This window comes from Pantoea sp. C1E2 (assembly GCF_056491465.1).
In genome coordinates this window covers 1,129,257-1,154,825 of the sequence record NZ_JBSZHT010000002.1, presented here as the reverse complement: position 1 = coordinate 1,154,825, position 25,569 = coordinate 1,129,257, and the positions used below count along the sequence as shown (strand labels likewise).

19 protein-coding genes, 2 tRNA genes and 3 rRNA genes are annotated in these 25,569 nt (G+C 52.5%); 9 read left to right on the top strand and 15 right to left on the bottom strand.

Features of this window, described 5'->3' with window-relative positions; translation table 11 throughout:
- Positions 1-111 precede the first annotated feature (111 nt).
- A complete protein-coding gene (locus ACXI0A_RS05465; protein ID WP_476149993.1) occupies positions 112-1,290 on the bottom strand; it encodes an MFS transporter in 1,179 nt (392 codons plus the stop codon).
- A 100-nt stretch (positions 1,291-1,390) separates the two neighbouring features.
- Between ACXI0A_RS05465 and yafC the strand changes: the two genes are divergently transcribed.
- Entirely contained in the window at positions 1,391-2,299 is a 909-nt protein-coding gene (gene yafC / locus ACXI0A_RS05460) for a DNA-binding transcriptional regulator YafC (protein ID WP_476149995.1), read from the top strand.
- A 12-nt stretch (positions 2,300-2,311) separates the two neighbouring features.
- On the opposite strand, the gene dkgB is transcribed toward yafC, so the two are convergent.
- The 7 genes from dkgB to gmhB form a co-directional block, all read right to left on the bottom strand.
- Complete coding sequence (gene dkgB, locus ACXI0A_RS05455; protein WP_476149997.1) at positions 2,312-3,115, bottom strand: 2,5-didehydrogluconate reductase DkgB; 804 nt, start codon at positions 3,113-3,115, stop codon at positions 2,312-2,314.
- 170 nt (positions 3,116-3,285) lie between these two features.
- Positions 3,286-3,362: transfer RNA gene (locus ACXI0A_RS05450), tRNA-Asp, on the bottom strand.
- A 102-nt stretch (positions 3,363-3,464) separates the two neighbouring features.
- Positions 3,465-3,580 (bottom strand): 5S ribosomal RNA (gene rrf / locus ACXI0A_RS05445).
- A 102-nt stretch (positions 3,581-3,682) separates the two neighbouring features.
- Positions 3,683-6,590: ribosomal RNA gene (locus ACXI0A_RS05440) — 23S ribosomal RNA — on the bottom strand.
- Between the two features lie 214 nt (positions 6,591-6,804).
- A tRNA-Glu gene (locus tag ACXI0A_RS05435) sits at positions 6,805-6,879 on the bottom strand.
- A gap of 89 nt (positions 6,880-6,968) precedes the next feature.
- A 16S ribosomal RNA gene (locus ACXI0A_RS05430) occupies positions 6,969-8,511 on the bottom strand.
- The 16S, 23S and 5S rRNA genes sit together here with 2 tRNA genes alongside, the layout of an rRNA operon.
- A 409-nt stretch (positions 8,512-8,920) precedes the next feature.
- Positions 8,921-9,481, bottom strand: a complete 561-nt coding sequence (gene gmhB, locus ACXI0A_RS05425) for a D-glycero-beta-D-manno-heptose 1,7-bisphosphate 7-phosphatase (protein ID WP_224935440.1) — start codon at positions 9,479-9,481, stop codon at positions 8,921-8,923.
- A 188-nt stretch (positions 9,482-9,669) separates the two neighbouring features.
- Here gmhB and metN point away from each other — a divergent pair, with 188 nt between their 5' ends.
- From metN to proS, 6 genes are all read left to right on the top strand, one after another.
- Complete coding sequence (gene metN / locus ACXI0A_RS05420) at positions 9,670-10,701, top strand: methionine ABC transporter ATP-binding protein MetN (RefSeq protein WP_476149999.1); 1,032 nt, start codon at positions 9,670-9,672, stop codon at positions 10,699-10,701.
- Complete coding sequence (locus tag ACXI0A_RS05415) at positions 10,694-11,347, top strand: methionine ABC transporter permease MetI (protein WP_476150001.1); 654 nt, start codon at positions 10,694-10,696, stop codon at positions 11,345-11,347. Before metN ends, ACXI0A_RS05415 begins: the two co-directional genes overlap by 8 nt.
- 37 nt (positions 11,348-11,384) lie before the next feature.
- Complete coding sequence (locus ACXI0A_RS05410; protein WP_100704672.1) at positions 11,385-12,200, top strand: MetQ/NlpA family lipoprotein; 816 nt, start codon at positions 11,385-11,387, stop codon at positions 12,198-12,200.
- Positions 12,201-12,315: 115 nt separating this feature from the next.
- Positions 12,316-12,717, top strand: coding sequence for an Rcs stress response system protein RcsF (gene rcsF / locus ACXI0A_RS05405; protein WP_224935448.1), 402 nt, complete (start codon positions 12,316-12,318; stop codon positions 12,715-12,717).
- Positions 12,714-13,418 carry a tRNA (N6-threonylcarbamoyladenosine(37)-N6)-methyltransferase TrmO gene (gene tsaA, locus ACXI0A_RS05400; protein WP_476150002.1) on the top strand — a complete coding sequence of 235 codons (705 nt, stop codon included), beginning with the start codon at positions 12,714-12,716 and terminating at the stop codon, positions 13,416-13,418. Before rcsF ends, tsaA begins: the two co-directional genes overlap by 4 nt.
- 90 nt (positions 13,419-13,508) lie before the next feature.
- Entirely contained in the window at positions 13,509-15,227 is a 1,719-nt protein-coding gene (gene proS, locus ACXI0A_RS05395) for a proline--tRNA ligase (protein WP_476150004.1), read from the top strand.
- Positions 15,228-15,257: 30 nt separating this feature from the next.
- On the opposite strand, the gene arfB is transcribed toward proS, so the two are convergent.
- Complete coding sequence (gene arfB / locus ACXI0A_RS05390; RefSeq protein WP_224935456.1) at positions 15,258-15,668, bottom strand: alternative ribosome rescue aminoacyl-tRNA hydrolase ArfB; 411 nt, start codon at positions 15,666-15,668, stop codon at positions 15,258-15,260.
- Positions 15,669-15,884: 216 nt separating this feature from the next.
- Between arfB and ACXI0A_RS05385 the strand changes: the two genes are divergently transcribed.
- On the top strand, positions 15,885-16,085 hold the full coding sequence (locus ACXI0A_RS05385) for a YaeP family protein (protein ID WP_100704667.1): 201 nt from the start codon (positions 15,885-15,887) through the stop codon (positions 16,083-16,085).
- A complete protein-coding gene (rof, locus tag ACXI0A_RS05380; protein WP_038648888.1) occupies positions 16,072-16,335 on the top strand; it encodes a Rho-binding antiterminator in 264 nt (87 codons plus the stop codon). Before ACXI0A_RS05385 ends, rof begins: the two co-directional genes overlap by 14 nt.
- A gap of 41 nt (positions 16,336-16,376) precedes the next feature.
- Here the strand turns inward: rof and ACXI0A_RS05375 are convergent, their stop codons facing one another.
- From ACXI0A_RS05375 to dnaE, 6 genes are all read right to left on the bottom strand, one after another.
- Complete coding sequence (locus ACXI0A_RS05375) at positions 16,377-16,685, bottom strand: c-type cytochrome (protein ID WP_476151147.1); 309 nt, start codon at positions 16,683-16,685, stop codon at positions 16,377-16,379.
- 14 nt (positions 16,686-16,699) lie between these two features.
- On the bottom strand, positions 16,700-18,001 hold the full coding sequence (gene tilS / locus ACXI0A_RS05370) for a tRNA lysidine(34) synthetase TilS (protein WP_476150006.1): 1,302 nt from the start codon (positions 17,999-18,001) through the stop codon (positions 16,700-16,702).
- 54 nt (positions 18,002-18,055) lie between these two features.
- Entirely contained in the window at positions 18,056-18,445 is a 390-nt protein-coding gene (locus tag ACXI0A_RS05365) for a VOC family protein (protein ID WP_476150007.1), read from the bottom strand.
- Between the two features lie 72 nt (positions 18,446-18,517).
- Complete coding sequence (locus ACXI0A_RS05360) at positions 18,518-20,668, bottom strand: lysine decarboxylase LdcC (RefSeq protein WP_476150008.1); 2,151 nt, start codon at positions 20,666-20,668, stop codon at positions 18,518-18,520.
- 441 nt (positions 20,669-21,109) lie between these two features.
- A complete protein-coding gene (gene accA / locus ACXI0A_RS05355) occupies positions 21,110-22,069 on the bottom strand; it encodes an acetyl-CoA carboxylase carboxyl transferase subunit alpha (protein WP_224935468.1) in 960 nt (319 codons plus the stop codon).
- Positions 22,070-22,081: 12 nt separating this feature from the next.
- On the bottom strand, positions 22,082-25,564 hold the full coding sequence (gene dnaE, locus ACXI0A_RS05350; RefSeq protein WP_224935470.1) for a DNA polymerase III subunit alpha: 3,483 nt from the start codon (positions 25,562-25,564) through the stop codon (positions 22,082-22,084).
- Between the last annotated feature and the right edge of the window lie 5 nt (positions 25,565-25,569).

Genomic DNA, 25,569 nt, shown 5'->3' with positions numbered 1-25,569 from the left:
GACAGTTATAGGGATTTTAGGGCAGGGTTTCAATTGGCGTTGTTAATTGTCGGAATTAGCTTCACAGCATATTGCAGCAACAACCCGCCCTGTGGCGGGTTGTTGATCTCACTATTCAGTGGCGAATACAGTACGGGGTTTGTCGAACTGACCACTCAGTCTTACCAGTAATAGCGCGATAAAAACGATGACAGCACCAACCCAAGGGGTTTGAGCCAGACCGTAATGTTCGACAATATGACCGCCAACCAACGACCCCAGCGCAATGCCGATGTTAAACGCCGCAATGTTCAGCCCTGACGCCACATCAACTGCACCGGGCGCATAATACTCAGCCTTTTGCACCACATAAACCTGCAAACCGGGCACGTTCGCAAAGGCAAAAATTCCCATCACTAACACCGTTGCCAGCGCCATAAAGTGTGTATTTGCCGTGAACTGGAATACCAACAGCAACACTGCCAGTGCGCTAAAGATCAGGGTTAACGCAGGCACAGCGCCATGACGATCGGCTAGCTTGCCGCCCCAGATATTACCGATGGCTACAGAGATACCGTATCCCAGCAGAATCACACTTACGGCTGTTGGGGAAAACCCTGCCAATGACTGCATCATCGGCGCCAGGAAAGTGAAGGCGGTAAACACGCCGCCGTAGCCCAGCGCGGTGATGGCATAAATTAATAGCAGACGCGGATTCACCATGACGCGCGCTTGCTGCGCTAGTGTGGTAACAGGTGGTTGCGCAATATTACGCGGTATCAGCACCATGCTGCTGACTAAAGCAATGACACCTAACATGGAAACTGCGAGAAAACTTTCACGCCATCCAAAGTGTTGACCAATCAGAGTACCCAAGGGTACACCGGTTACCAATGCCACAGTCAGACCTCCAAACATGATGGCGATGGCACTTGCCGCCTTCTCTTTGCTCACCAGGCTGGTTGCAATCGTCGAACCGACCGAGAAGAAAACGCCGTGTGCCAGTCCCGTTAGCAATCGAGCAATCACCAACGTCTCATAGTTCGGTGCCAACCACGCGACTAAGTTGCCCACCGTAAAGAGCGCCATCAGCCCCATCAGCAGTGGCTTGCGAGGTACTTTACCGGTTAAAGCGGTTAGCACTGGCGCCCCCACGGCGACACCAAGGGCATAAATTGAGACCAGCATTCCTGCGGAAGGCAGCGTGATGTTAAGTTGTTCCGCAATCGTAGGAATAAGACCTACGATAACGAATTCAGTGGTTCCGATAGCGAAGGCGCTGATAGTCAGCGCCCAGAGTGCAAGTGGCATGATTGACTCCCATGAATGTTTTGATGGGGATTATTATCGCGTCATGCTTTAATGACAAAAAGATGCAAAGTAAGAATAGACTTTTGCTTCGGAGAGCATAATGAAAGCATCGTCGGATGAGTTGAAAGTTTTTATCGCTGTGGTAGAAAGCGGCAGTTTTAGCCGGGCGGCTGAACAACTGCAGATGGCGAATTCGGCTGTGAGCCGCACAGTTAAAAAGCTAGAGAACAAACTTGGAGTGGCATTACTTACGCGAACCACACGTCAGCTCGCGCTTACTCAGGAAGGTGAGCACTACTTTAAACGCGTGCAGAAGCTCATGCAGGAAATGTCGACCGCTGAAAATGAGTTAGTGGAACGGCAGCAATCCCCTCAGGGTGAATTGCGAATTGATGCGGCAACGCCGGTGATCCTGCATTTAATCTTGCCGATGATTAAATCATTTCGTGAGCGCTATCCAGACGTTACGCTGTCGCTGATTTCCTCCGAAAGCTTCATTAACCTGATTGAACGTAAAGTCGATGTAGCAATTCGCGCGGGCAATCTGACCGATTCCACCCTACGCGCGCGCTTATTGTTTACCAGCTATCGCAAACTTGTCGCAACACCTGCGTATTTGGCTAAGCGCGGTGTTCCTGCTTCCATTGTTGATTTAGTCGATCACGAATGCCTGGGATTTGTTGAACCCTCGCGGTTAAACCGTTGGCCAGTTTCGGACAATGGCCGCGATCTATACGAGATTAAACAGGGAATGTCTTCGAATAGTGGCGAAACGATTAAACAGCTATGCCTGGACGATCAGGGTATCGCCTGTTTATCTGATTACATGGTGGACAGGGAAATCGCCGAAGGGACTTTTGTTGAGGTATTGGCGCAGCAGCGAGTTCCCGTGGAGATGCCGTTCAACGCGGTCTATTACAGTGATCTGGGTGTAAGTCAGCGTGCACGTGCTTTTATCGACTTTCTCAGCGAGTGGGTCAGGCAACAGCCCTGGCGTATGCAGGGCTGAATACTGCGTAACTTAATCCCAGTCCGGAGCCAATCCTTCAGGGCTAACCAACCGCTGCTGGCGATCCAGTGATGAGATGCTTTTCATATCCTCCGCATCAAGTGTTAAGTTAGCAGCATCCATATTACTGGCCAGATTATCGCGCTTAGTTGAAGAAGGGATTACGCTGAAGCCAGATTGCATCGCCCACGCCAGAACGATTTGTGCCGATGTCGCCTGATGTTTGTGTGCAATCGACTGGATGGTTTCATCCTTTAGTGCCTCACCGTAAGCCAATGTCATGTAAGACGTGATATGCAATCCTTGCTGCTTAGCATACTCAACAACCGCGCGGTTTTGCAGGAACGGATGGAGTTCAATCTGGTTCGTGGCGATATTTTCAATGCCAACCGCTGCAATGGCCTCTTTCATCAATGCAATCGGGAAGTTTGATATGCCGATTTGACGCGTCAAACCCGCTTCTTTTGCAGCCATTAATGCCTGCATGCTCTCTTTAACTGATACTGCTGCGCCGGGTGAAGGCCAGTGAATCAATGTAAGATCAACATAATCGGTGCGCAGTTTTGACAGACTTTGCTGCAAACTCGGTATCAGTTTTTCACCAGACAGGTTTTCAATCCAGATCTTGGTGGTAATAAAGAGTTGATTACGAGCTATGCCACTTTCAGCAATTGCCTGACCAACGGCTGCTTCATTTTCATAGATTTGGGCGGTATCGATAGCACGGTAACCGAGTTCCAGTGCAGTTTTCACGGAATGGATTACAACATCATCTTGCAGGCGGAAAGTGCCTAAACCAAAGGCTGGGATTGTCATGAGTTCCTCATCGTGTTGTGGTTTATTGCGATGGGAAGTATTTTGGCAGCTTTATTGTTGACGAAAAATCCGCTTATAAGCAGAAGAATATTGCGTTTAAATCAACAATAGGCACTAAATTTTGCACATGAAAAAGCCCTGACTTATTAAGTCAGGGCTATTCAATTAAGTGGCGGAACGGACGGGGCTCGAACCCGCGACCCCCTGCGTGACAGGCAGGTATTCTAACCAACTGAACTACCGCTCCACCGATACTGTACCAAAATCAGAAAATCGTTCTGAATTCGGGTGTTTCGCCCTTTCAGTGTCACTTGAAAGGTCACGACTCACGAATGAGTCTTAATTTGATGCCTGGCAGTTCCCTACTCTCGCATGGGGAGACCCCACACTACCATCGGCGCTACGGCGTTTCACTTCTGAGTTCGGCATGGGGTCAGGTGGGACCACCGCGCTAAAGCCGCCAGGCAAATTCTGTTTCATCCGCGCCGTTACTTCCGTAACCACGCGAACCAATCTCTGAACAAGCTGAAAATCTACTGCGTCTCTCAAAAACGCCTCTGGCGTTGTAAGGTTAAGCCTCACGGGTCATTAGTACCGGTTAGCTCAATGCATCGCTGCACTTACACATCCGGCCTATCAACGTCGTAGTCTTCAACGTCCCTTCAGGACTCTCAAGGAGTCAGGGAGAACTCATCTCGGGGCAAGTTTCGTGCTTAGATGCTTTCAGCACTTATCTTTTCCGCACTTAGCTACCGGGCAATGCCATTGGCATGACAACCCGAACACCAGTGGTGCGTTCACTCCGGTCCTCTCGTACTAGGAGCAACCCCCCTCAATTCTCCAGCGCCCACGGCAGATAGGGACCGAACTGTCTCACGACGTTCTAAACCCAGCTCGCGTACCACTTTAAACGGCGAACAGCCGTACCCTTGGGACCTACTTCAGCCCCAGGATGTGATGAGCCGACATCGAGGTGCCAAACACCGCCGTCGATATGAACTCTTGGGCGGTATCAGCCTGTTATCCCCGGAGTACCTTTTATCCGTTGAGCGATGGCCCTTCCATTCAGAACCACCGGATCACTATGACCTGCTTTCGCACCTGCTCGAGCCGTCACTCTCGCAGTCAAGCTGGCTTATGCCATTGCACTAACCTCCTGATGTCCGACCAGGATTAGCCAACCTTCGTGCTCCTCCGTTACTCTTTAGGAGGAGACCGCCCCAGTCAAACTACCCACCAGACACTGTCCGCAGCCCGGATCACGGGCCTACGTTAGAACATCAAACATTAAAGGGTGGTATTTCAAGGTTGGCTCCACGCAGACTGGCGTCCACGCTTCAAAGCCTCCCACCTATCCTACACATCAAGGCTCAATGTTCAGTGTCAAGCTATAGTAAAGGTTCACGGGGTCTTTCCGTCTTGCCGCGGGTACACTGCATCTTCACAGCGATTTCAATTTCACTGAGTCTCGGGTGGAGACAGCCTGGCCATCATTACGCCATTCGTGCAGGTCGGAACTTACCCGACAAGGAATTTCGCTACCTTAGGACCGTTATAGTTACGGCCGCCGTTTACCGGGGCTTCGATCAAGAGCTTCTCCTTGCGGATAACCCCATCAATTAACCTTCCGGCACCGGGCAGGCGTCACACCGTATACGTCCACTTTCGTGTTTGCACAGTGCTGTGTTTTTAATAAACAGTTGCAGCCAGCTGGTATCTTCGACTGGCTTCAGCTCGGGGAGCAAGTCCCTTCACCTACGCGCCAGCGTGCCTTCTCCCGAAGTTACGGCACCATTTTGCCTAGTTCCTTCACCCGAGTTCTCTCAAGCGCCTTGGTATTCTCTACCTGACCACCTGTGTCGGTTTGGGGTACGATTTCGTGTTACCTGGAGCTTAGAGGCTTTTCCTGGAAGCAGGGCATCAGTTACTTCACCACCGTAGTGGCTCGTCATCACACCTCAGCGTTAACAAGAGTCCGGATTTACCTAAACTCTCCGCCTACATGCTTAAACCGGGACAACCGTCGCCCGGATAACCTAGCCTTCTCCGTCCCCCCTTCGCAGTAACACCAAGTGCAGGAATATTAACCTGCTTCCCATCGACTACGCTTTTCAGCCTCGCCTTAGGGGTCGACTCACCCTGCTCCGATTAACGTTGAACAGGAACCCTTGGTCTTCCGGCGAGCGGGCTTTTCACCCGCTTTATCGTTACTTATGTCAGCATTCGCACTTCTGATACCTCCAGCAACCCTCACAGGCCACCTTCAACGGCTTACAGAACGCTCCCCTACCCAACAACGCATACGCGTCGCTGCCGCAGCTTCGGTGCATGGTTTAGCCCCGTTACATCTTCCGCGCAGGCCGACTCGACCAGTGAGCTATTACGCTTTCTTTAAATGATGGCTGCTTCTAAGCCAACATCCTGGCTGTCTGTGCCTTCCCACATCGTTTCCCACTTAACCATGACTTTGGGACCTTAGCTGGCGGTCTGGGTTGTTTCCCTCTTCACGACGGACGTTAGCACCCGCCGTGTGTCTCCCGTGATAACATTCTTCGGTATTCGCAGTTTGCATCGGGTTGGTAAGCCGGGATGGCCCCCTAGCCGAAACAGTGCTCTACCCCCGAAGATGAGTTCACGAGGCGCTACCTAAATAGCTTTCGGGGAGAACCAGCTATCTCCCGGTTTGATTGGCCTTTCACCCCCAGCCACAAGTCATCCGCTAATTTTTCAACATTAGTCGGTTCGGTCCTCCAGTTAGTGTTACCCAACCTTCAACCTGCCCATGGCTAGATCACCGGGTTTCGGGTCTATACCCTGCAACTTAACGCCCAGTTAAGACTCGGTTTCCCTGCGGCTCCCCTATACGGTTAACCTTGCTACAGAATATAAGTCGCTGACCCATTATACAAAAGGTACGCAGTCACCCCATAAAAGAGGCTCCCACTGCTTGTACGTACACGGTTTCAGGTTCTGTTTCACTCCCCTCGCCGGGGTTCTTTTCGCCTTTCCCTCACGGTACTGGTTCACTATCGGTCAGTCAGGAGTATTTAGCCTTGGAGGATGGTCCCCCCATATTCAGACAGGATACCACGTGTCCCGCCCTACTCTTCGAACTCACAGTAAGTGCATTTTTGTGTACGGGAGTATCACCCTGTACCCTGCGACTTTCCAGACGCTTCCACTAATGCACAAACTGATTCAGGTTCTGGGCTGTTCCCCGTTCGCTCGCCGCTACTGGGGGAATCTCGGTTGATTTCTTTTCCTCTGGGTACTTAGATGTTTCAGTTCCCCAGGTTCGCCTCGCAACACTATGTATTCATGTTGCGATGATGCACAGAGTGCACCGGGTTTCCCCATTCGGACATCGTCGGCTGTAGCGGTTCATATCACCTTACCGACGCTTTACGCAGATTAGCACGTCCTTCATCGCCTCTGACTGCCAGGGCATCCACCGTGTACGCTTAGTCGCTTAACCTCACAACCCACAGGCGTTTTACAACGCATGCAGACTGCAAGCATTTGAGAGACTCGAACACATCGCTTATTCATTCTTATTACGGAGAATGAACGCGACGTGTCGTTTCAATTTTCAGCTTGTTCCGGATTGTTAAAGAGCAAATATCTCAAACGCAGCTCGCAAGCTGGTTTTGAGATACTGTGGAGACACCTTTCACCTGTCACCAAGCAAGTGGCGTCCCCTAGGGGATTCGAACCCCTGTTGCCGCCGTGAAAGGGCGGAGTCCTAACCGCTAGACGAAGGGGACACGATAGTGTCACGACTTCGCAGCCGTCTTGCTCATTACTTTTCTATCAGACAATCTGTGTGAGCACTGCGCGGGAAGGTATCTTCAGGTAAGGAGGTGATCCAACCGCAGGTTCCCCTACGGTTACCTTGTTACGACTTCACCCCAGTCATGAATCACAAAGTGGTAAGCGCCCTCCCGAAGGTTAAGCTACCTACTTCTTTTGCAACCCACTCCCATGGTGTGACGGGCGGTGTGTACAAGGCCCGGGAACGTATTCACCGTAGCATTCTGATCTACGATTACTAGCGATTCCGACTTCACGGAGTCGAGTTGCAGACTCCGATCCGGACTACGACGCACTTTATGAGGTCCGCTTGCTCTCGCGAGGTCGCTTCTCTTTGTATGCGCCATTGTAGCACGTGTGTAGCCCTACTCGTAAGGGCCATGATGACTTGACGTCATCCCCACCTTCCTCCAGTTTATCACTGGCAGTCTCCTTTGAGTTCCCGGCATAACCCGCTGGCAACAAAGGATAAGGGTTGCGCTCGTTGCGGGACTTAACCCAACATTTCACAACACGAGCTGACGACAGCCATGCAGCACCTGTCTCAGAGTTCCCGAAGGCACCAAAGCATCTCTGCTAAGTTCTCTGGATGTCAAGAGTAGGTAAGGTTCTTCGCGTTGCATCGAATTAAACCACATGCTCCACCGCTTGTGCGGGCCCCCGTCAATTCATTTGAGTTTTAACCTTGCGGCCGTACTCCCCAGGCGGTCGACTTAACGCGTTAGCTCCGGAAGCCACTCCTCAAGGGAACAACCTCCAAGTCGACATCGTTTACGGCGTGGACTACCAGGGTATCTAATCCTGTTTGCTCCCCACGCTTTCGCACCTGAGCGTCAGTCTTTGTCCAGGGGGCCGCCTTCGCCACCGGTATTCCTCCAGATCTCTACGCATTTCACCGCTACACCTGGAATTCTACCCCCCTCTACAAGACTCTAGCCTGCCAGTTTCGAATGCAGTTCCCAGGTTGAGCCCGGGGATTTCACATCCGACTTGACAGACCGCCTGCGTGCGCTTTACGCCCAGTAATTCCGATTAACGCTTGCACCCTCCGTATTACCGCGGCTGCTGGCACGGAGTTAGCCGGTGCTTCTTCTGCGGGTAACGTCAATCGTCAAGGCTATTAACCTTAACGCCTTCCTCCCCACTGAAAGTACTTTACAACCCGAAGGCCTTCTTCATACACGCGGCATGGCTGCATCAGGCTTGCGCCCATTGTGCAATATTCCCCACTGCTGCCTCCCGTAGGAGTCTGGACCGTGTCTCAGTTCCAGTGTGGCTGGTCATCCTCTCAGACCAGCTAGGGATCGTCGCCTAGGTGAGCCATTACCCCACCTACTAGCTAATCCCATCTGGGCACATCCGATGGTGTGAGGCCCGAAGGTCCCCCACTTTGGTCCGAAGACGTTATGCGGTATTAGCTACCGTTTCCAGTAGTTATCCCCCTCCATCGGGCAGTTTCCCAGACATTACTCACCCGTCCGCCACTCGTCACCCAAGGAGCAAGCTCCTCTGTGCTACCGTTCGACTTGCATGTGTTAGGCCTGCCGCCAGCGTTCAATCTGAGCCATGATCAAACTCTTCAATTTAAGTTTGATTTGCTGAAACAAGTTCAGCGATGCTCATCTGTAAAACGTCATAATGAATTTCATTATGTGTTCACTCGTGAGACTTGATATTTTTTACGTCCGGAGACGTTGATATCAATCCTGCGAGTGCCCACACAGATTGTCTGATAAATTGTTAAAGAGCAGTGCAATCAGCGTTTTAACTTGCTGTTGCGAGGTGGCGTATATTACGCTTCTCTCCTTCAGAGTCAAACACTTTTTTCAGCGTTTTTCATCTGGCGGGGTGAATCTCTTCACTCCCTGCTGAGCCGTCTGCGTTGCCGCTTTGCCGTCTCAGTGGTGGCGCATTATAGGGAGGTTCTGAGGAAGCGCAAGGGCAATTTTTAAGACTTTCATTCGTTCGCTTGAAAATTGCACAAAACAGTCTACATCACCCCTTTTTGATACGTCCAGGCAGCTCTGAGAGGCTATTAAGCACCCAATCGGCTGCATTTTCCCCTTCTGCAGTGACAGGCTTACCAGAGCGAACCAGCACTTTAGTGCCCACACCTGCCGCCAACGCCGCCTGCATATCTTCTATTTTGTCGCCAACCATATAAGAAGCAGCCATATCGATGTTCAAATGCTTCTGCGCAGAGAGCAGCATACCGGGCTGCGGCTTACGGCAATCACACACCTGGCGATACTCTTCTACTGTTGCATCTGGCAGATGAGGACAGAAATAGATGCCATCAAGATCAACATCACGATCTGCCAGCGACCAATCCATCCATTCGGTGAGCTGCATAAACTGGTCTTCAGTAAACATGCCGCGCGCAATACCGGACTGATTAGTCACCAGTACCAGCGCGTAACCCATCTTCTTCAGCGCCTGTAACGCTTCAATGGTACCGTCGATGAATTCAAAATTATCGATTTCATGAACATAACCGTGATCGACATTCAGGGTGCCATCACGATCTAGAAAAATAGCGGGGACTTTGTTCGACACGTAGAAACTCCTGCTGCAAATAATGCCGCACAGTATCGCATGATTGCATATATAGAGAGAATGGCAGATTGAATGACTTCGATTGATTTAGCCGTCTGGATGCCTTAACATCCATCCAAATTTCACGCAGCGCCATCGCGTGGAAGCCGATACACCACGGACAACGTAATACGATAACTATTAAACTAATGATTAAACTCGAAAACATTACCAAAGTGTTCCAGCAAGGTTCACGCACTATTCAGGCGCTCTCAGATGTCAGCCTGCACGTGCCTGCCGGACAGATTTATGGCGTCATCGGATCATCCGGTGCCGGTAAAAGTACGCTCATCCGCTGCGTTAACTTACTTGAGCGTCCAACATCGGGGCGCGTTCTGGTGGATGGTCAGGATTTGACTGCCCTCTCCTCCTCAAAACTGACGCTGGCACGTCGTCAGATTGGCATGATCTTCCAGCACTTCAATTTAATGAACTCACGTACCGTATCCGGTAACGTTGCGCTGCCGCTTGAATTGGGAAACCTCTCTCGCGAGCAGATCAAAAGCCGTGTGACTGAACTGCTGGAGTTAGTTGGGCTGGCAGACAAACACGACAGCTGGCCTGCGAATCTTTCCGGCGGACAGAAACAGCGTGTGGCGATTGCGCGTGCGTTGGCTACTAATCCAAAGGTTTTGCTGTGTGACGAAGCCACCAGCGCCCTCGATCCGGCAACGACGCGTTCCATTTTAGAATTACTGAAAGACATCAACCGCCGACTGGGGATCACTATTCTGCTGATCACCCATGAGATGGATGTCGTGAAACGCATCTGCGACCAGGTTGCCGTCATCAGTAATGGTGAGCTGATCGAGAAAGACAGCGTTAGCGAAGTGTTCTCACATCCTAAAACGCCATTGGCTCAGCAGTTTATTCAATCGACGCTGCATCTGGATATCCCAGACGATTACCAGCAGCGTATGCAGCCGCTAGCCTCGGCTGAAAGTGTCCCGCTGTTGCGCCTGGAGTTCACCGGAAAATCGGTCGATGCACCGCTGCTGTCAGAAGCCGCACGTCGCTTCAACGTCAACAACAACATTATCAGTGCGCAGATGGATTACGCGGGCGGTGTGAAGTTCGGCATTATGCTGGCGGAAATGGATGGTAGTGAAACAGATACACAGGCAGCGATTACCTGGCTGAAAGAAAATCATGTGAAAGTAGAGGTACTGGGTTATGTCTGAAGCGATGATGTGGTTACTGACGCGTGGCGTCTGGGAAACGCTGATGATGACCTTCGTCTCCGGTTTCTTTGGTTTTGTGCTCGGTCTGCCGGTAGGCGTGCTGCTGTACGTCACCCGCCCAGGGCAAATTCTGGCCAATGGCACCCTCTATCGCGTGCTTTCCGCGGTGGTGAATATCTTCCGATCAATTCCCTTCATCATATTACTGGTATGGATGATTCCCTTCACACGCATGATTGTCGGCACCTCCATTGGTTTGCAAGCCGCTATCGTGCCACTGACGGTCGGCGCCGCACCTTTCATTGCGCGTATGGTTGAGAATGCACTGCTGGAGTTGCCAACCGGTTTAATTGAAGCCTCACGTGCGATGGGTGCAACGCCACTACAGATCGTACGTAAAGTGTTGCTCCCAGAAGCCCTGCCGGGTCTGGTGAATGCCGCTACAATTACCCTGATTACGCTGGTCGGCTACTCCGCCATGGGCGGCGCTGTCGGCGCTGGCGGTCTGGGTCAGATTGGCTACCAGTATGGTTACATTGGCTATAACGCTACGGTAATGAATACCGTACTGATTTTGCTGGTTGTTCTGGTGTATTTAATTCAGTTCTGTGGCGACCGCATTGTGCGTGCTGTGTCCCATAAATAAGTAAACAACATCAATAGTCCTCTATTAAGGAAGGGATATGTCTTTCACATTTAAAAAGATTGCCGCTGTGGGTGCTCTGATTGGCGCAATTGCGCTGGCAGGATGCGATCAGAAAGCTAAAGATCCAAACCACATTAAAGTGGGTGTGATTGTCGGTGCTGAGCAGCAGGTTGCTGAAACCGCTGTTAAGGTCGCTAAAGAGAAATACGGTCTGGATGTTGAACTGGTGACTTTCAACGATTACGTGCTGCCAAACGAAGCGTTGAGCAAAGGCGATATCGATGTTAACGCCTTCCAGCATAAGCCTTATCTGGATCAGCAGATCAAAGACCGCGGTTACAAGCTGGTTGCCGTGGCCAATACCTTTGTTTACCCGATTGCCGGCTACTCGAAGAAAATCAAATCACTGGATGAACTGCAGAACGGTGCGCAGGTCGCTATCCCTAACGATCCAACCAACCTCGGTCGTTCACTGCTGCTGCTGCAGAAAGTGGGCCTGATTAAACTGAAAGATGGCGTGGGCTTGCTGCCAACTTCACTGGATATCGTTGAGAACCCGAAAAACCTGAAGATTGTTGAGCTGGAAGCGCCGCAGCTGCCACGTTCACTGGACGATCAGCAGATTGCACTGGCGGTGATCAACACCACTTACGCTAGCCAGATTGGCCTGACACCTGCGAAAGACGGCATCTTTGTCGAAGATAAAGATTCTCCTTACGTGAACCTGATCGTCAGCCGTGAAGATAATAAGGATGCGGAAAACGTGAAGAAATTTGTTCAGGCATATCAGTCTGATGAAGTTTCAGAAGCCGCGAATAAAATCTTCAACGGTGGTGCAGTCAAAGGCTGGTAATTTTTGCCTTTGATGCCATCCAGGGCGGCTTAGGCCGCCCTTTCTTTTTGCTGACTTGTTATTTAATCCCGTCCTTGTTTCAATAACGCCACTTTTTACTACTGAGGATGTTGCCATGCGTTTTTTACCGCTCTGCTTGTTAGCATTGATGCTAACCGGGTGTGTTCGTGAATATCACCCAATAAGCAGTGCTCCCGCTCGCCCGCAACAGTCATCCAGCGAACCTGAACGTAAACCGACTCCACGCCCGGCGCCGGTGAAGATTTACACCGACGCCACAGCTCTGGTCAGCAATCCGTTCCGCGACCTGGGTGAAGTCTCTGCCGATGATTGCCAGAGCAGCAGCCAGGATTCACCACCGAACATTAACACCGCGCGTAAGCGTCTGCAGATTAAAGCGGCGGGTATGAAAGCTAACGCGGTATTGCTGCATAAGTGCGAGATCGTCACCAGCACGCCAGGCTGCTATCGCCAGGCCATTTGCCAGGGCTCTGCACTGAAAGTTTCTAATCAATGAGTGATTTTGCCTTTGCGCAAATCGGCGTGATTCGTTCGCCGTGGAAAGAGAAATTTGCTGTACCGCGCCAGCCTGGCTTAGTGCAGGATGGCGGCGGCGAGCTGCACTTGCTGCCGCCGTATAATCAGCCAGAAGCGGTGCGCGGGCTTGAAGCCTTCAGCCATCTTTGGGTGCTGTTCGTCTTCCATCAAACTATGGAAGGCGGTTGGCGTCCAACAGTGCGACCACCGCGGTTAGGTGGAAACGCACGTATGGGCGTGTTTGCCACACGCTCAACCTTCCGTCCCAATCCCATTGGCATGTCATTGGTTGAGTTAAAAGGCATTCGTTGCGAGAAGCAGCAGGTCATTTTACAGCTCGGTAGCCTGGATTTAGTGGATGGCACACCGGTGGTCGATATCAAACCGTACCTGCCGTTTGCTGAAGCGTTGCCTGATGCACGCGCCGGATTTGCCCAAAGCGCCCCGGATGCCACCATGCCCGTGCGCTTCTCTGCTTTAGCGCAGAGCCAGATTCAGCAGCAGAAAAACTATCCCCATCTGGCACGCTTTATCGCAGACGTTTTAGCGCAAGATCCCCGTCCGGCTTACCGTAAAGGCGAAGCGGAAGATCGTGAGTATGCTGCCTGGCTGCTCGACTTTAATGTGCGCTGGCGTATCGATGAAGTCGGCACTGAAGTGATCGCCCTCGATCCGCGCTAAAACAAGCTTTTGAGTGATGGATCTCGCTGGTACACTAGCCGCCAGAAAATTTTTTGTCCGTGTCCTTCCGTACAACTGGAATCGTAATCAATGCGTACTACTCAATATCTGCTCTCTACCCTGAAAGAGACGCCATCCGATGCGGAAGTGATCAGCCACCAGCTGATGCTGCGCGCCGGTATGATCCGCAAACTGGCTTCCGGTCTTTATACCTGGTTGCCGACCGGTGTTCGCGTACTGCGAAAAGTTGAAAATATCGTACGCGAAGAGATGAACAACGCGGGTGCGATTGAGATCTCCATGCCGGTGGTTCAGCCTGCCGATTTGTGGGAAGAGAGCGGTCGTTGGGAGCAGTACGGCCCGGAGCTGCTGCGCATTAAAGATCGTCACGAGCGTCCGTTCGTATTGGGTCCGACTCATGAAGAAGTGGTCACCGACCTGATCCGTAATGAACTGAGTTCTTACAAACAGCTGCCGCTGAATGTCTACCAGATCCAGACCAAATTCCGTGATGAAGTGCGTCCGCGCTTTGGTGTGATGCGTTCGCGTGAGTTCATCATGAAAGATGCTTACTCATTCCATACCTCGCAGGAATCCTTGCAGGAAACCTACGACGCGATGTATCGCGCTTACAGCCAGAGCTTTAGCCGTATGGGTCTGGACTTCCGCGCCGTACAGGCTGACACCGGTTCAATTGGCGGTAGCGGCTCACATGAATTCCAGGTGCTGGCGCTGAGCGGTGAAGATGATGTGATCTTCTCCAGCGAATCCGATTACGCTGCTAACATCGAAAAAGCTGAAGCACTGGCGCCAGTGGGCGAACGTCCGGCTGCGACTCAGGCGATGACACAGTTCGCCACGCCAAACGCCAAAACGATTGCAGAATTGGTTGAGCAACATCAGATCCCGGTAGAAAAAACCGTGAAGACGCTGATTGTGAAAGGTGCGGAAGAGAGCGGCCATGCGCTGGTTGCCTTATTGGTCCGCGGCGATCATGAACTCAACGAAATTAAAGCCGAGCATCTGGATATCGTTGCCTCTCCATTGGAGATGGGCAGTGAAGAAGCGATTCGCGCTGCCGTTGGTGCAGGCTTTGGTTCAATCGGCCCGGTTGGTCTGAGCATGCCTGTGATTGCCGACCGCACTGTTGCTAAAATGAGCGATTTCTCTGCAGGCGCCAACATTGATGGTCAGCACTTTGCCGGCATCAACTGGCTGCGCGATCTGCCTGAAGCGCGCGTGGAAGATATCCGTAACGTGGTTGAGGGCGATCCAAGCCCGGATGGCAAAGGCACGCTGCAGATTAAACGTGGTATCGAAGTGGGTCACATCTTCCAGTTAGGCACCAAGTACTCTGACGCGATGAAAGCCGCAGTGCAGGGTGAAGATGGTCGTAACCAGGTCATGACCATGGGTTGCTACGGTATTGGTATCACTCGCGTAGTGGCCGCAGCCATCGAGCAGAACCATGACGAACGTGGCATTATCTGGCCTGCAGCGCTAGCGCCGTTCGAAGTCGCGATTCTGCCGATGAATATGCAGAAATCTTTCCGCGTGAAAGAATTGGCTGAAGAGCTGTACAGCCAGCTGCGTGCAAAAGGCATTGATGTGATTCTGGATGACCGTAAAGAGCGTCCAGGTGTAATGTTCGCTGATATGGAACTGATTGGCGTGCCGCACACCATCGTGATTGGTGATCGTAACCTCGATAATGAAGAGATCGAGTACAAGGCGCGTTCTTCCAGTGAGAAGCAGATGATCAAACAGCACGATATTGTCGAGTTCCTGGCAAAAGCGCTGAACAAGTAATCGCGAGACGCCTCCCCCGGGAGGCGTTTTTTATTGCACTTTACCCCGCATCGATTTCACACTGCTTCGCCGCGATTTACCATCCAGTCGCCTTTCTTTTGACGCCCGCGTAGGACGCGTTGCCCGCCTTACCTTTTCAACCGTGGTTAACTCGTGAATCAGATTGATGAGCCGTTGCAGGGCCGCCTCACGATTCATTTCCTGACTGCGATACTCCTGAGATTTGATGATCACCACGCCTTCTGCCGTAATCAAATGGTGGCTTGCGGCCAGCAAACGCTCCTTGTAAAACGGCGGCAGCGAAGAAGCGTGAATATCAAAACGCAAATGGATAGCAGTGGACGTTTTATTCACATGCTGCCCACCCGCGCCTTGTGCACGAATGGCACTGAGCTCGACTTCATTGTCTGCAAGTGAAACCGAACGCGACAGCACGATCATCTGTCACCTGCCTTTAAGAACGACATTGCGTCGCGTAATAACCTGTTCATCAACTTAACCTTTTGTGCGCCGTCTTAAGGCTTAAGACCAGCGCTGTGTGTCACTTTTTCACTTTTCTTTGCGTACATCCCGGCTTCTCCTGGCTGATTTCCATGAAAATCCTGTGATATAGTCGCTTATCAACCAGAGTATTTAAGCTCTGCTGAGGAGGTGTATGTGCAAAAGTATTGTGAGTTAGTTCGCCAGAAATATGCCCAAATTGGAAGTGGCGACCTGGGGTATGTGCCAGACGCGATAGGTTGCGCGCTAAACGCACTCAACGATATTGCCGCTAATTCTGCGCTAAACTCTTCTGTCAGGGAACAAGCAGCTTATGCTGCTGCTAACTTATTGGTGAGCGACTATGTTGACGAATGAAGCCTACAAACCCATCAACTGCGATGACTACGATAGCCTCGAACTCGCCTGCACCAAACACTGGACGCTGTCTTTGGAGTTAAAAAACGGCGATCAGCTCAAGGCGAAAGCCGTTGACATGGTCTCACGTAAAAACGTGGAGTACCTGACGGTCGATCTCTCCGGTGAAACCCGCGAACTGAGGCTTGACCATATTGCCAGCTTCAGTCACCCCGAGCTGGGCACCGTCATCGTCAGCGAAGACGAATAAATCCTGCATTCGGGCGGGAACTGATCTCCCGCCCTCCTCGCTTACGGCTTCAGCGAACTGTAATACGCCGATAAATCTTCCATATCCTGATCGCTCAATCCCGCGACAAACGCCTTCATTACTTCTGCCTGACCACCACTGCGCTCCCCTTTTTTGTAAGCCTGCAACGAATGCAGCAGGTAAGGCGCATGTTGCCCGGCAAGATTGGGATAAAGCGGCACCGCACTTTTGCCTTCCGCCCCATGACACGCCAGACAGGCTGCTGCTTTCTGCGCGCCCGCGTTTACATCACCGTCGGCAAAAGCCGGCAGCGCAGCAGCCAGCAACGTGGCTGCCATCCAGTATTTCATCATTGCTCTTCCTGTTATTGTTGTTTTAGCCAGATCGCCTGCCAGCCTTGCTCATGACTGGCTGCACCTTCGCGGGTGACAAAGATTCCCGGTGCACAGATCAGCGTCTGGTTGTAGTAAATCAAAGGAATACGTTCACGCTGCCAGGGTGGCACACCTAACTCCTGCCACAATTTTTTCATCTCCCGGCCTCCCGCACGGCCCAGCAGATGATGATAGCCGCTGGCTTGAAAACGAATGTTGATCGATTCGTCCTCAGCGGGTTGACGTAAACTGGCCAATTCCACATCAGCCTGTAACTCCCCCACACCATCTGGCAATACAAGTGGTTGCTTGCGGTCATGCCAGGTTAGCGAGTGCTGACTCAGTGATGGTTGCGATCGAAGCCAAAATAGCAGTTGTCGATAACGGCGTAGCTCGAAGGCACCGAAACGCAGGCAGGGATTGGCATCTTCACGGCTTTGCATCACTTCATCAGTGATACGTTTTAAGGCGTCCCGTGAAGGCATTGCGCCGCCCTGCTGTGCGATCCAACGTCGCAATAAAGCATGACGTCGCATTTCACTCATCGCCAGCATTGGCGGAAAATGCAGTGCGCCCTGTGCATAAGTGAGCTGAGCTAACTGTTCCGCCAGTAATTCATCCAGCAACTGCTCCTGCTCGCCGCACAACGCGGCACTGCGCGAGCTGGCTGCACTGAAATGTGGCCAGCGCGTCTGCAGCAACGGCAAAATTTGCTGACGAAGAAAATTGCGGTCATAGCGGCTGTCTGCGTTACTTTCATCCTCAATCCAGCGTAAGCGGTGTTCTGCCGCATAGGCTTCGAGTTGCTGGCGGCTGAGATCCAGTAACGGGCGTAAGTGCGAATGCCCACCCACCTGACGCTGTATTGGCATTGCCGCCAGCCCCGCTGGACCGCTACCCCTTTTTAAGGCTAACAACAGCGTTTCACACTGGTCATCCAGGTGCTGGGCCGTAAGTAAGTGCTCACCGGGTTGCAGCTGTTGAAACAGCGCCTGATAGCGAGCCTCACGCGCCGCAGCCTCAATACCTTTAGCATGGCCATCTACTTGCACCCGCAGCACCTCGCAGGGAATCTGCCACTGCTGGCAGCTTTGCAGACAATGCGTTGCCCAGCTATCAGCATTCGGGCTTAACCCATGATGGACGTGTAACGCGCGCACGCGCAGCTGCGGCTGCTGGCGTTGCCAGCTCACCAGTTGGTGCAGCAAGACGGTGGAATCCAACCCGCCACTGAACGCCAGCACACAGCGGGCGTCGGGTGTCAGTAACGAAGCAAGATGGGGAAAAGACATGAGCGCGTTCCATCAGAGCGAGCCGCCTGATTGCGGCCCGCAGCGAAGGTTATTTTACGCTTGATACAGCTCCAGCGGCAAACCGTCTGGATCCGGGAAGAAGGTGCACGCCTTCCCGGTTAGCGCATCAATGCGAATCGGTTCGCACACCACACCTTTCTCTGCCAAAGCCGCAATCGACTGTTCAACATCATCAACACAAAACGCCAGATGGCGCAGACCGCAGGCTTCAGGACCGCTGACGCGTGGCGGCGGTGTAGGGAACGAGAACAGCTCGATGGTGTAAACCCCGTTCAGTCCCAGATCCCCTTTCCACGAATCACGCTCGGCGCGGTAATACTCGCCGAGCAATTCAAACCCGAGCACGTCACAGTAAAACGCCTTACTGCGCTGATAGTCGGTGGCAATAATGGCAATGTGGTGGATCTGTTTTATCTGCAGCATAGCGGCTCCTATAGAATCAGCCGCTAAGCCTACGTGCTCGGTGCGGCGCTGAAAAGAGGCAATTATCTGAAGTTAATGGGTGTTCTCTTCACGCAGCACACGTACCAGATAACGTCCATCATCGGTGAGTGTTGTGCCATGGATATCGGTCTCAAAGCCTGGATAGTGCCGTCCGATGGTGCAGAGCATCAGCAGAAAGTCGAGCACAGATCGACTATCCTCAGTGATCATCTCACCAGGCATCACCAAAGGTACACCCGGCGGATAAGGCAGAATCATGTTGGCGGAAATGCGTCCGACCAGTTCACGAATATCGACGGTTTCAACTTTACCCTGTACCTGGCGCTGGAATGCCTGATGCGGCGTCATCTTCGATTCGGGCAACACATCAAACGCTTTGAGCATCAGGCGCGGCAGATCATGTTGCCGGATCAAATTATGGATGCCCTGCGCCAATGTCTGTATGCGCATATTGCGATAGAAGTCAGGATCCTCGGCATAGAGATCCGGCAGCATGTTTTTCACCCGCAGGTTGAGATCGTAGGCGCGTTTGAACTCGGTCAGGCCACGCAGCACGCTCATCGCTTTGGTTTTATCAATACCAATGCTGAACAGGAACAGCAGGTTGTACGGCCCGGTTTTCTCCACCACCACACCGCGCTGATCGAGGAACTTCGCCACCAGCGCCGCTGGAATCCCCTCTTCTGCCATTTTGCCTAATTCACTCATGCCGGGCGTCAGGATGGTCACTTTGATCGGGTCGAGATACATGTGGTCGCGATCGGCTTGCGTAAAGCCATGCCAGTCCTCTTCACCCGGTTGGATCGCCCAGCACTCAGCTTCATCCACCTGCTCGGGCTGCCAGATATCAAAGAACCAGCCATCGCACTCTTCTCGCAACCGCTGAATCTCACGACGGAAATGCAGAGCACGCTCGACTGAGCGGTTGATCAGTCGCTTACCAGGATTGCCACGCAGCATCGCTGCCGCCGTTTCAATCGATGAGACAATCGCGTAACTCGGCGATGTGGTGGTGTGCATCATGTAGGCTTCATTGAAGGTGTCGTGGTCGTAATCACCTTTAATATGAATCAGCGAGGCCTGCGAAAACGCCGCCAGCAGTTTGTGCGTCGACTGCGTTTCATAAATCACTTTGCCGGGTATTCGCTCCCCGCTCATACCACTTTTGCCGCTGTAGATCGGATGGAAGTTGGTGTACGGCACCCAAGCTGAATCGAAATGGATCGACGGCACATCCAGCGTCTCTTTGATGTACTGGGTGTTATACAGCAGGCCATCATAAGTGGAGTTAGTGATCACCGCGTGCACCGGCCAACTGGCGCGCGGCGTCTGATTAACTTTCTGCTGGATGCTGTCACGCGTGAACTCCCGCTGCGGAATCCCACCCAAAATGCCCAGCGCATTACGCGTCGGCTTGAGCCAGATCGGGATGATGTCGCTCATCATTAGCAGATGCGTAAGTGATTTGTGGCAGTTACGGTCGATCAGTACCGTGCTGCCTGCCGGTGCGGCGTACATGCCAACGATTTTGTTGGAGGTCGATGTCCCGTTGGTCACCATATAGCTCTGTTCAGCTCCAAAGGTGCGAGCGACGTACTCTTCAGCTTCGAGATGCGGACCGGTGTGGTCAAGCAGCGAACCGAGTTCGGTGACGGAGATGGAGACATCCGCCTTTAGCGTGTTCGCACCGAAGAAATCATAGAACAGGCTACCCACCGGGCTTTTCTGGAATGCGGTGCCGCCCATATGGCCTGGCGTGCAGAAGGTGTATTTGCCCTCTTTCACATAGGTAAACAGCGCCTTGGTGAGTGGCGGCATGATTTTGTCGATGTACTCATCGGTGTACTGGCGAATGTGCAATGCGATGTCGTCAGCCGCGTTGAGCGCATACTCGAAGAATTGCAGCGCCATGCGCATTTCGTTGATGCTGACATCCATCTGCGAATGGGTGTTGATAAAGGCATACAGCGGCAGATATTCGTTGAGCTGATTGATATCGCTGCACAACGCCAGGCTGTAATCGTCCCAGTCAAAAACCACGCCGCAGATGCGTGGGTTGTGTTCAATCAGTTTCAGCAGGTCGCTGGCATTGTTGGGATAGACGGTCTGGAAGCCTTGCAGCTTGAGGGCTGCGTCCAGTTCACGAATCGGTTCATCTTTGTAGAATGCGCCGTGCGGTCCCATGATCGCGATAATATTCAATGCTCACCTCCTGTGGTGTTATGGCACTGAATAAGGATAGCGAAAAGTGAGAGGGGAATGTTCTGGAATGCGGTGTTGTTGATAGTAGATGTATGGCTGGGATGAGAAAGGCGGTTGTTTAGGGGAATTGCTGAGAGTTGGGAGCAAAGGCCAGAGAAGGCCAGCCCGATCGCAAAGGAACAACGCATCCATGCAGATCGGCCGGGCCATCCGTGGCCCGGACGCTTTGCTCTTCGAGCTGGCCTTCTCTGGCCGGTTAGAACGTCATGGCTGCACAATTCATCGTCGTCTGTTTGATCCCTCTCATTATTCAGGGCAGTTCAAGGAGTAATGTACGCCCTGCACTTTGGACGGGAGCGCACTGAGCATGCAGCAAAAATCCCTAACTAATGGAATAAAAAAAGCGGACCGGAGTCCGCTTCTTTCACTTCACAAGCTGGCTTACGCGTAGCCGTAGCTCATCAGACGCTGATAGCGACGATTAAGCAGCTCTTCAGTGCTCAGCACGTCGAGATCGGCCAGATCCGCCAGCAGTTGCTTCTTCAGGCTTGCGGCGATATCCAACGGTTGACGATGCGCGCCACCCAATGGTTCTGGGATGATCGAGTCAATCAGCTTCAGCTCTTTCAGGCGATCGGCAGTGATGCCCATCGCTTCCGCAGCCAATGGCGCTTTATCAGCGCTTTTCCACAGGATTGACGCACAGCCTTCCGGTGAAATCACCGAATAGGTGCTGTACTGCAGCATGTTCACTTTGTCGCCGACACCGATCGCCAGCGCACCACCGGAACCGCCTTCGCCAATCACGGTGCAGATCACCGGAATTTTAAGGCCTGACATTTCACGCAGGTTACGTGCGATCGCTTCAGACTGACCACGCTCTTCAGCACCCACGCCAGGATAAGCACCTGGGGTATCGATGAAAGTGATCAATGGCATCTTAAAGCGTTCAGCCATTTCCATCAGTCGCAGTGCTTTACGGTAGCCTTCTGGCGCTGGCATACCAAAGTTACGACGGATCTTCTCTTTGGTTTCACGACCTTTCTGATGTCCAATGATCATCACAGGGCGACCATCCAGACGGGCAATACCGCCGACAATCGCTTTGTCGTCAGCATAAGCACGGTCGCCTGCTAACTCATCGAAATCATCAAACGCGTTGCGGACATAGTCCAGCGTATAAGGGCGCAGCGGGTGACGCGCGAGCTGCGCAACCTGCCATGCACCTAAATCGGAGAAGATTTTACGGGTCAGCTCAACGCTTTTTTCGCGCAGACGCTGCACTTCTTCATCCAGATTAATATCGTGTTTTTCATCCGAACGGCCAATTGACTTCAGCGAGTCGATTTTCGCTTCCAGTTCTGCGATTGGCTGTTCAAAATCCAGGTAATTAAGACTCATAATGTTCCTGTTTTAGTCAAACTCCAGTTCCACCTGCTCCGATCCTACTAACGACCGCAAATCGTTGAGTAAACGATCGCTGGGCGAAATACGCCACGCTGCACCAAAGCGCAGCTTCGCCCGCGCATCTGCTCTCTGATAATAGAGATGCACCGGAATGGTCCCGGAGCGATGAGGCTCCAGAGACTGGCGGAGACGGTTTAAAAGCTGGTCATCAATTTGCCTGTCCGTCAGCGAGATAGCAAGTCCGCGCGCGTATTTTTCCCGCGCTTCGTCGATGTCCATCACTTCTCGAGCGGTCATTTTAAGGCCACCGCTAAAGTCATCAAAGCTGACCTGTCCACTGACGATCAGGATACGGTCTTTCTCCAGCAACTGCTGGTATTTATCTAACGCATCGGTAAATAACATCACTTCCAGACGACCTGAGCGATCGTCGAGAGTACAGATACCAATTCGGTTGCCGCGTTTCGTAACCATCACGCGAGCGGCAATCACCAGCCCCGCCGCGATGGTTACTTTACCACGATCCGTCGGATGCATGTCCTTCAGGCGCATGCCGCCAACGTAGCGATCGATTTCTTTCAAATACTGATTAATCGGATGGCCAGTAAGATATAGACCCAGCGTCTCACGTTCACCATCTAACTGAATTTGTTCCGGCCATGGCGTGATGTTGGTGTAAGACTTCTCCACCTGCTCAGGCTCTTCGGCCAGTACGCCAAACATGTCGGCTTGTCCGGTCGCTTCTGCTTTTGCGTGCTGATCCGCAGCTTTCAGTGCATCGCTGAGTGCGCTCATCAGGGCTGCGCGATGCGGTCCGAGGCGATCAAACGCGCCCGACATGATCAGTTTTTCCATCACACGGCGGTTAATCTTTTTCGTATCAGTACGCGCGCAAAGATCAAACAGCTCCTTGAAGTAGCCGCCTTCGTTACGCGCCTCGATGATCGCTTCAATCGGCCCTTCACCCACGCCTTTAATCGCGCCGATGCCGTAGACGATTTCACCTTCTTCATTCACGTGGAAGGGATACAAGCCGGAGTTGATATCTGGCGGCAGTACTTTCAAGCCCATACGCCAGCATTCATCCACCAGGCCAACGACCTTTTCGGTGTTATCCATATCCGCCGTCATTACCGCGGCCATAAATTCGGCCGGATAGTGCGCCTTCAGCCACAGCGTTTGGTATGACACCAGCGCGTAGGCGGCGGAGTGTGACTTGTTAAAGCCATAACCAGCAAACTTCTCTACCAGATCGAAGATCTTCATCGAGAGTTCGCCGTTAACACCCATGCTCTCCGCACCGTCCTGGAACACAGAACGTTGCTTAGCCATCTCTTCCGGCTTTTTCTTACCCATTGCACGACGCAACATATCCGCGCCGCCAAGGGTGTAACCGGACAGCACCTGGGCAATCTGCATCACCTGTTCCTGATACAGGATGATGCCATAGGTCGGTTCCAGCACCGGCTTCAGGGTTTCGTGCTGCCACTGAATATCCGGATAGGAAATCTCTTCACGGCCGTGCTTACGGTCAATAAAGTTGTCAACCATGCCTGATTGCAGCGGTCCCGGACGGAACAGTGCCACCAGTGCGATCATATCTTCAAAGCAGTCCGGCTTTAGACGTTTGATCAGGTCTTTCATGCCGCGCGATTCAAGCTGGAATACCGCCGTGGTTTCCGAACGCTGCAGCATATCGAAGCTTTTCTTGTCTTCCAGCGGGATGGCGGCGATATCAATCGGCTCCAGCCCTTCTTTGGCACGGCGCGGGTTAATCATCTTCAGCGCCCAGTCAATGATGGTGAGCGTACGCAGGCCAAGGAAGTCAAACTTCACCAGGCCGGCATATTCCACATCATTCTTATCAAACTGGGTGACAGGGAACTGGCCGTTTTCATCACAGTAAAGCGGGGCAAAATCGGTGATTTTGGTCGGCGCGATTACCACACCACCGGCGTGTTTACCGGCGTTACGCGTGACACCTTCCAGCTTGCGCGCCATATCGATCAGCGCTTTGACCTCTTCATCTGCCTCGTAAATTTCCGGCAGTTGCGGTTCCGCTTCGAAGGCTTTTTCCAGCGTCATGCCCGGATCGGGCGGGATCAGTTTGGAGATGCGATCCACAAAGCCATACGGATGACCGAGCACGCGTCCCACGTCGCGAATTACCGCTTTCGCCGCCATGGTACCGAAGGTGATGATCTGCGAAACCGCTTCGCGCCCGTACATTTCGGCGACGTGATCGATCACCTGATCGCGCTTCTCCATGCAGAAATCGACGTCGAAGTCAGGCATCGATACGCGTTCCGGATTCAGGAAGCGTTCGAACAGCAGGTCAAATTCCAGCGGATCGAGGTCAGTGATTTTCAACGCATACGCGACCAGAGAACCCGCACCCGAACCACGGCCCGGCCCCACAGGAATACCGTTATCCTTCGACCACTGGATAAATTCCATGACGATCAGGAAGTAGCCAGGGAATCCCATCTGGTTGATAACGTTGAGTTCGATCTCAAGACGTTCATCATATTCTGGTCGCTTCTCAGCGCGCACCTTGTCATCCGGGAATAGAAACTCCAGACGCTCTTCCAGCCCTTCTCGTGATTTCGCCACCAGGAAGTCTTCGGTGGTCATCTCGCCGGTTGGGAACTGTGGCAGGAAGTACTCGCCAAGGCGCACCGTGACGTTACAACGCTTAGCAATCTCTACGCTGTTTTCTAACGCTTCAGGGATGTCCGAGAACAGCTCGCACATCTCCTCTTCGCTGCGCATATATTGCTGAGGACTGTAAAGGCGTGGACGCTTGGGATCGTCCAACGTATAGCCGTCGTGAATGGCGACACGAATTTCATGCGCGTCAAAATCGGCCTCATTAAGGAAACAGACTTCGTTAGTGGCCACCACCGGCACACCTTCGGCAATCGCTAACTCTACGGCAGCATGCAGATAAGCCTCTTCATCGGCACGACCGGTACGCGTTAATTCGAGGTAATAACGATTGGGAAAATGTTCCTGATAGAAACTGAGGCATTGCGACACCAGCGCACTGTTGCCGCGTAGCAAGCTGCGGCCAACATCGCCCTTGCGCCCACCGGAGAGCAAAATGATGCCTTCACCCAGCTCAACCAGCCAGTCACGGTCGATAATCGGGCCGGCAATGCCATAGCCACGCTGATAGGCACGTGAAATCAACAGCGTCAGATTTTGATAACCGGTGTTGTTGGCGGCAAGCACCGTGAGCTGGGTCAGCTCATCGCCCATCAATTCGCTGGCGACATGGAAGTCAGCACCGATGATTGGCTTAACACCGGCATCGTGCGCACTACCGTAAAAACGCACCAACCCGCAAAGGTTGATGTAATCGGTAATCGCGATGGCTGGCATGCCCAGCGCAGCCGCCTTCTTGACCAGTGGCTTGGTTTTCGCCAGGCCATCAACCATCGAATAGTCGCTATGTACGCGCAGATGTATAAAACGAGGTTCAGCCATATCAG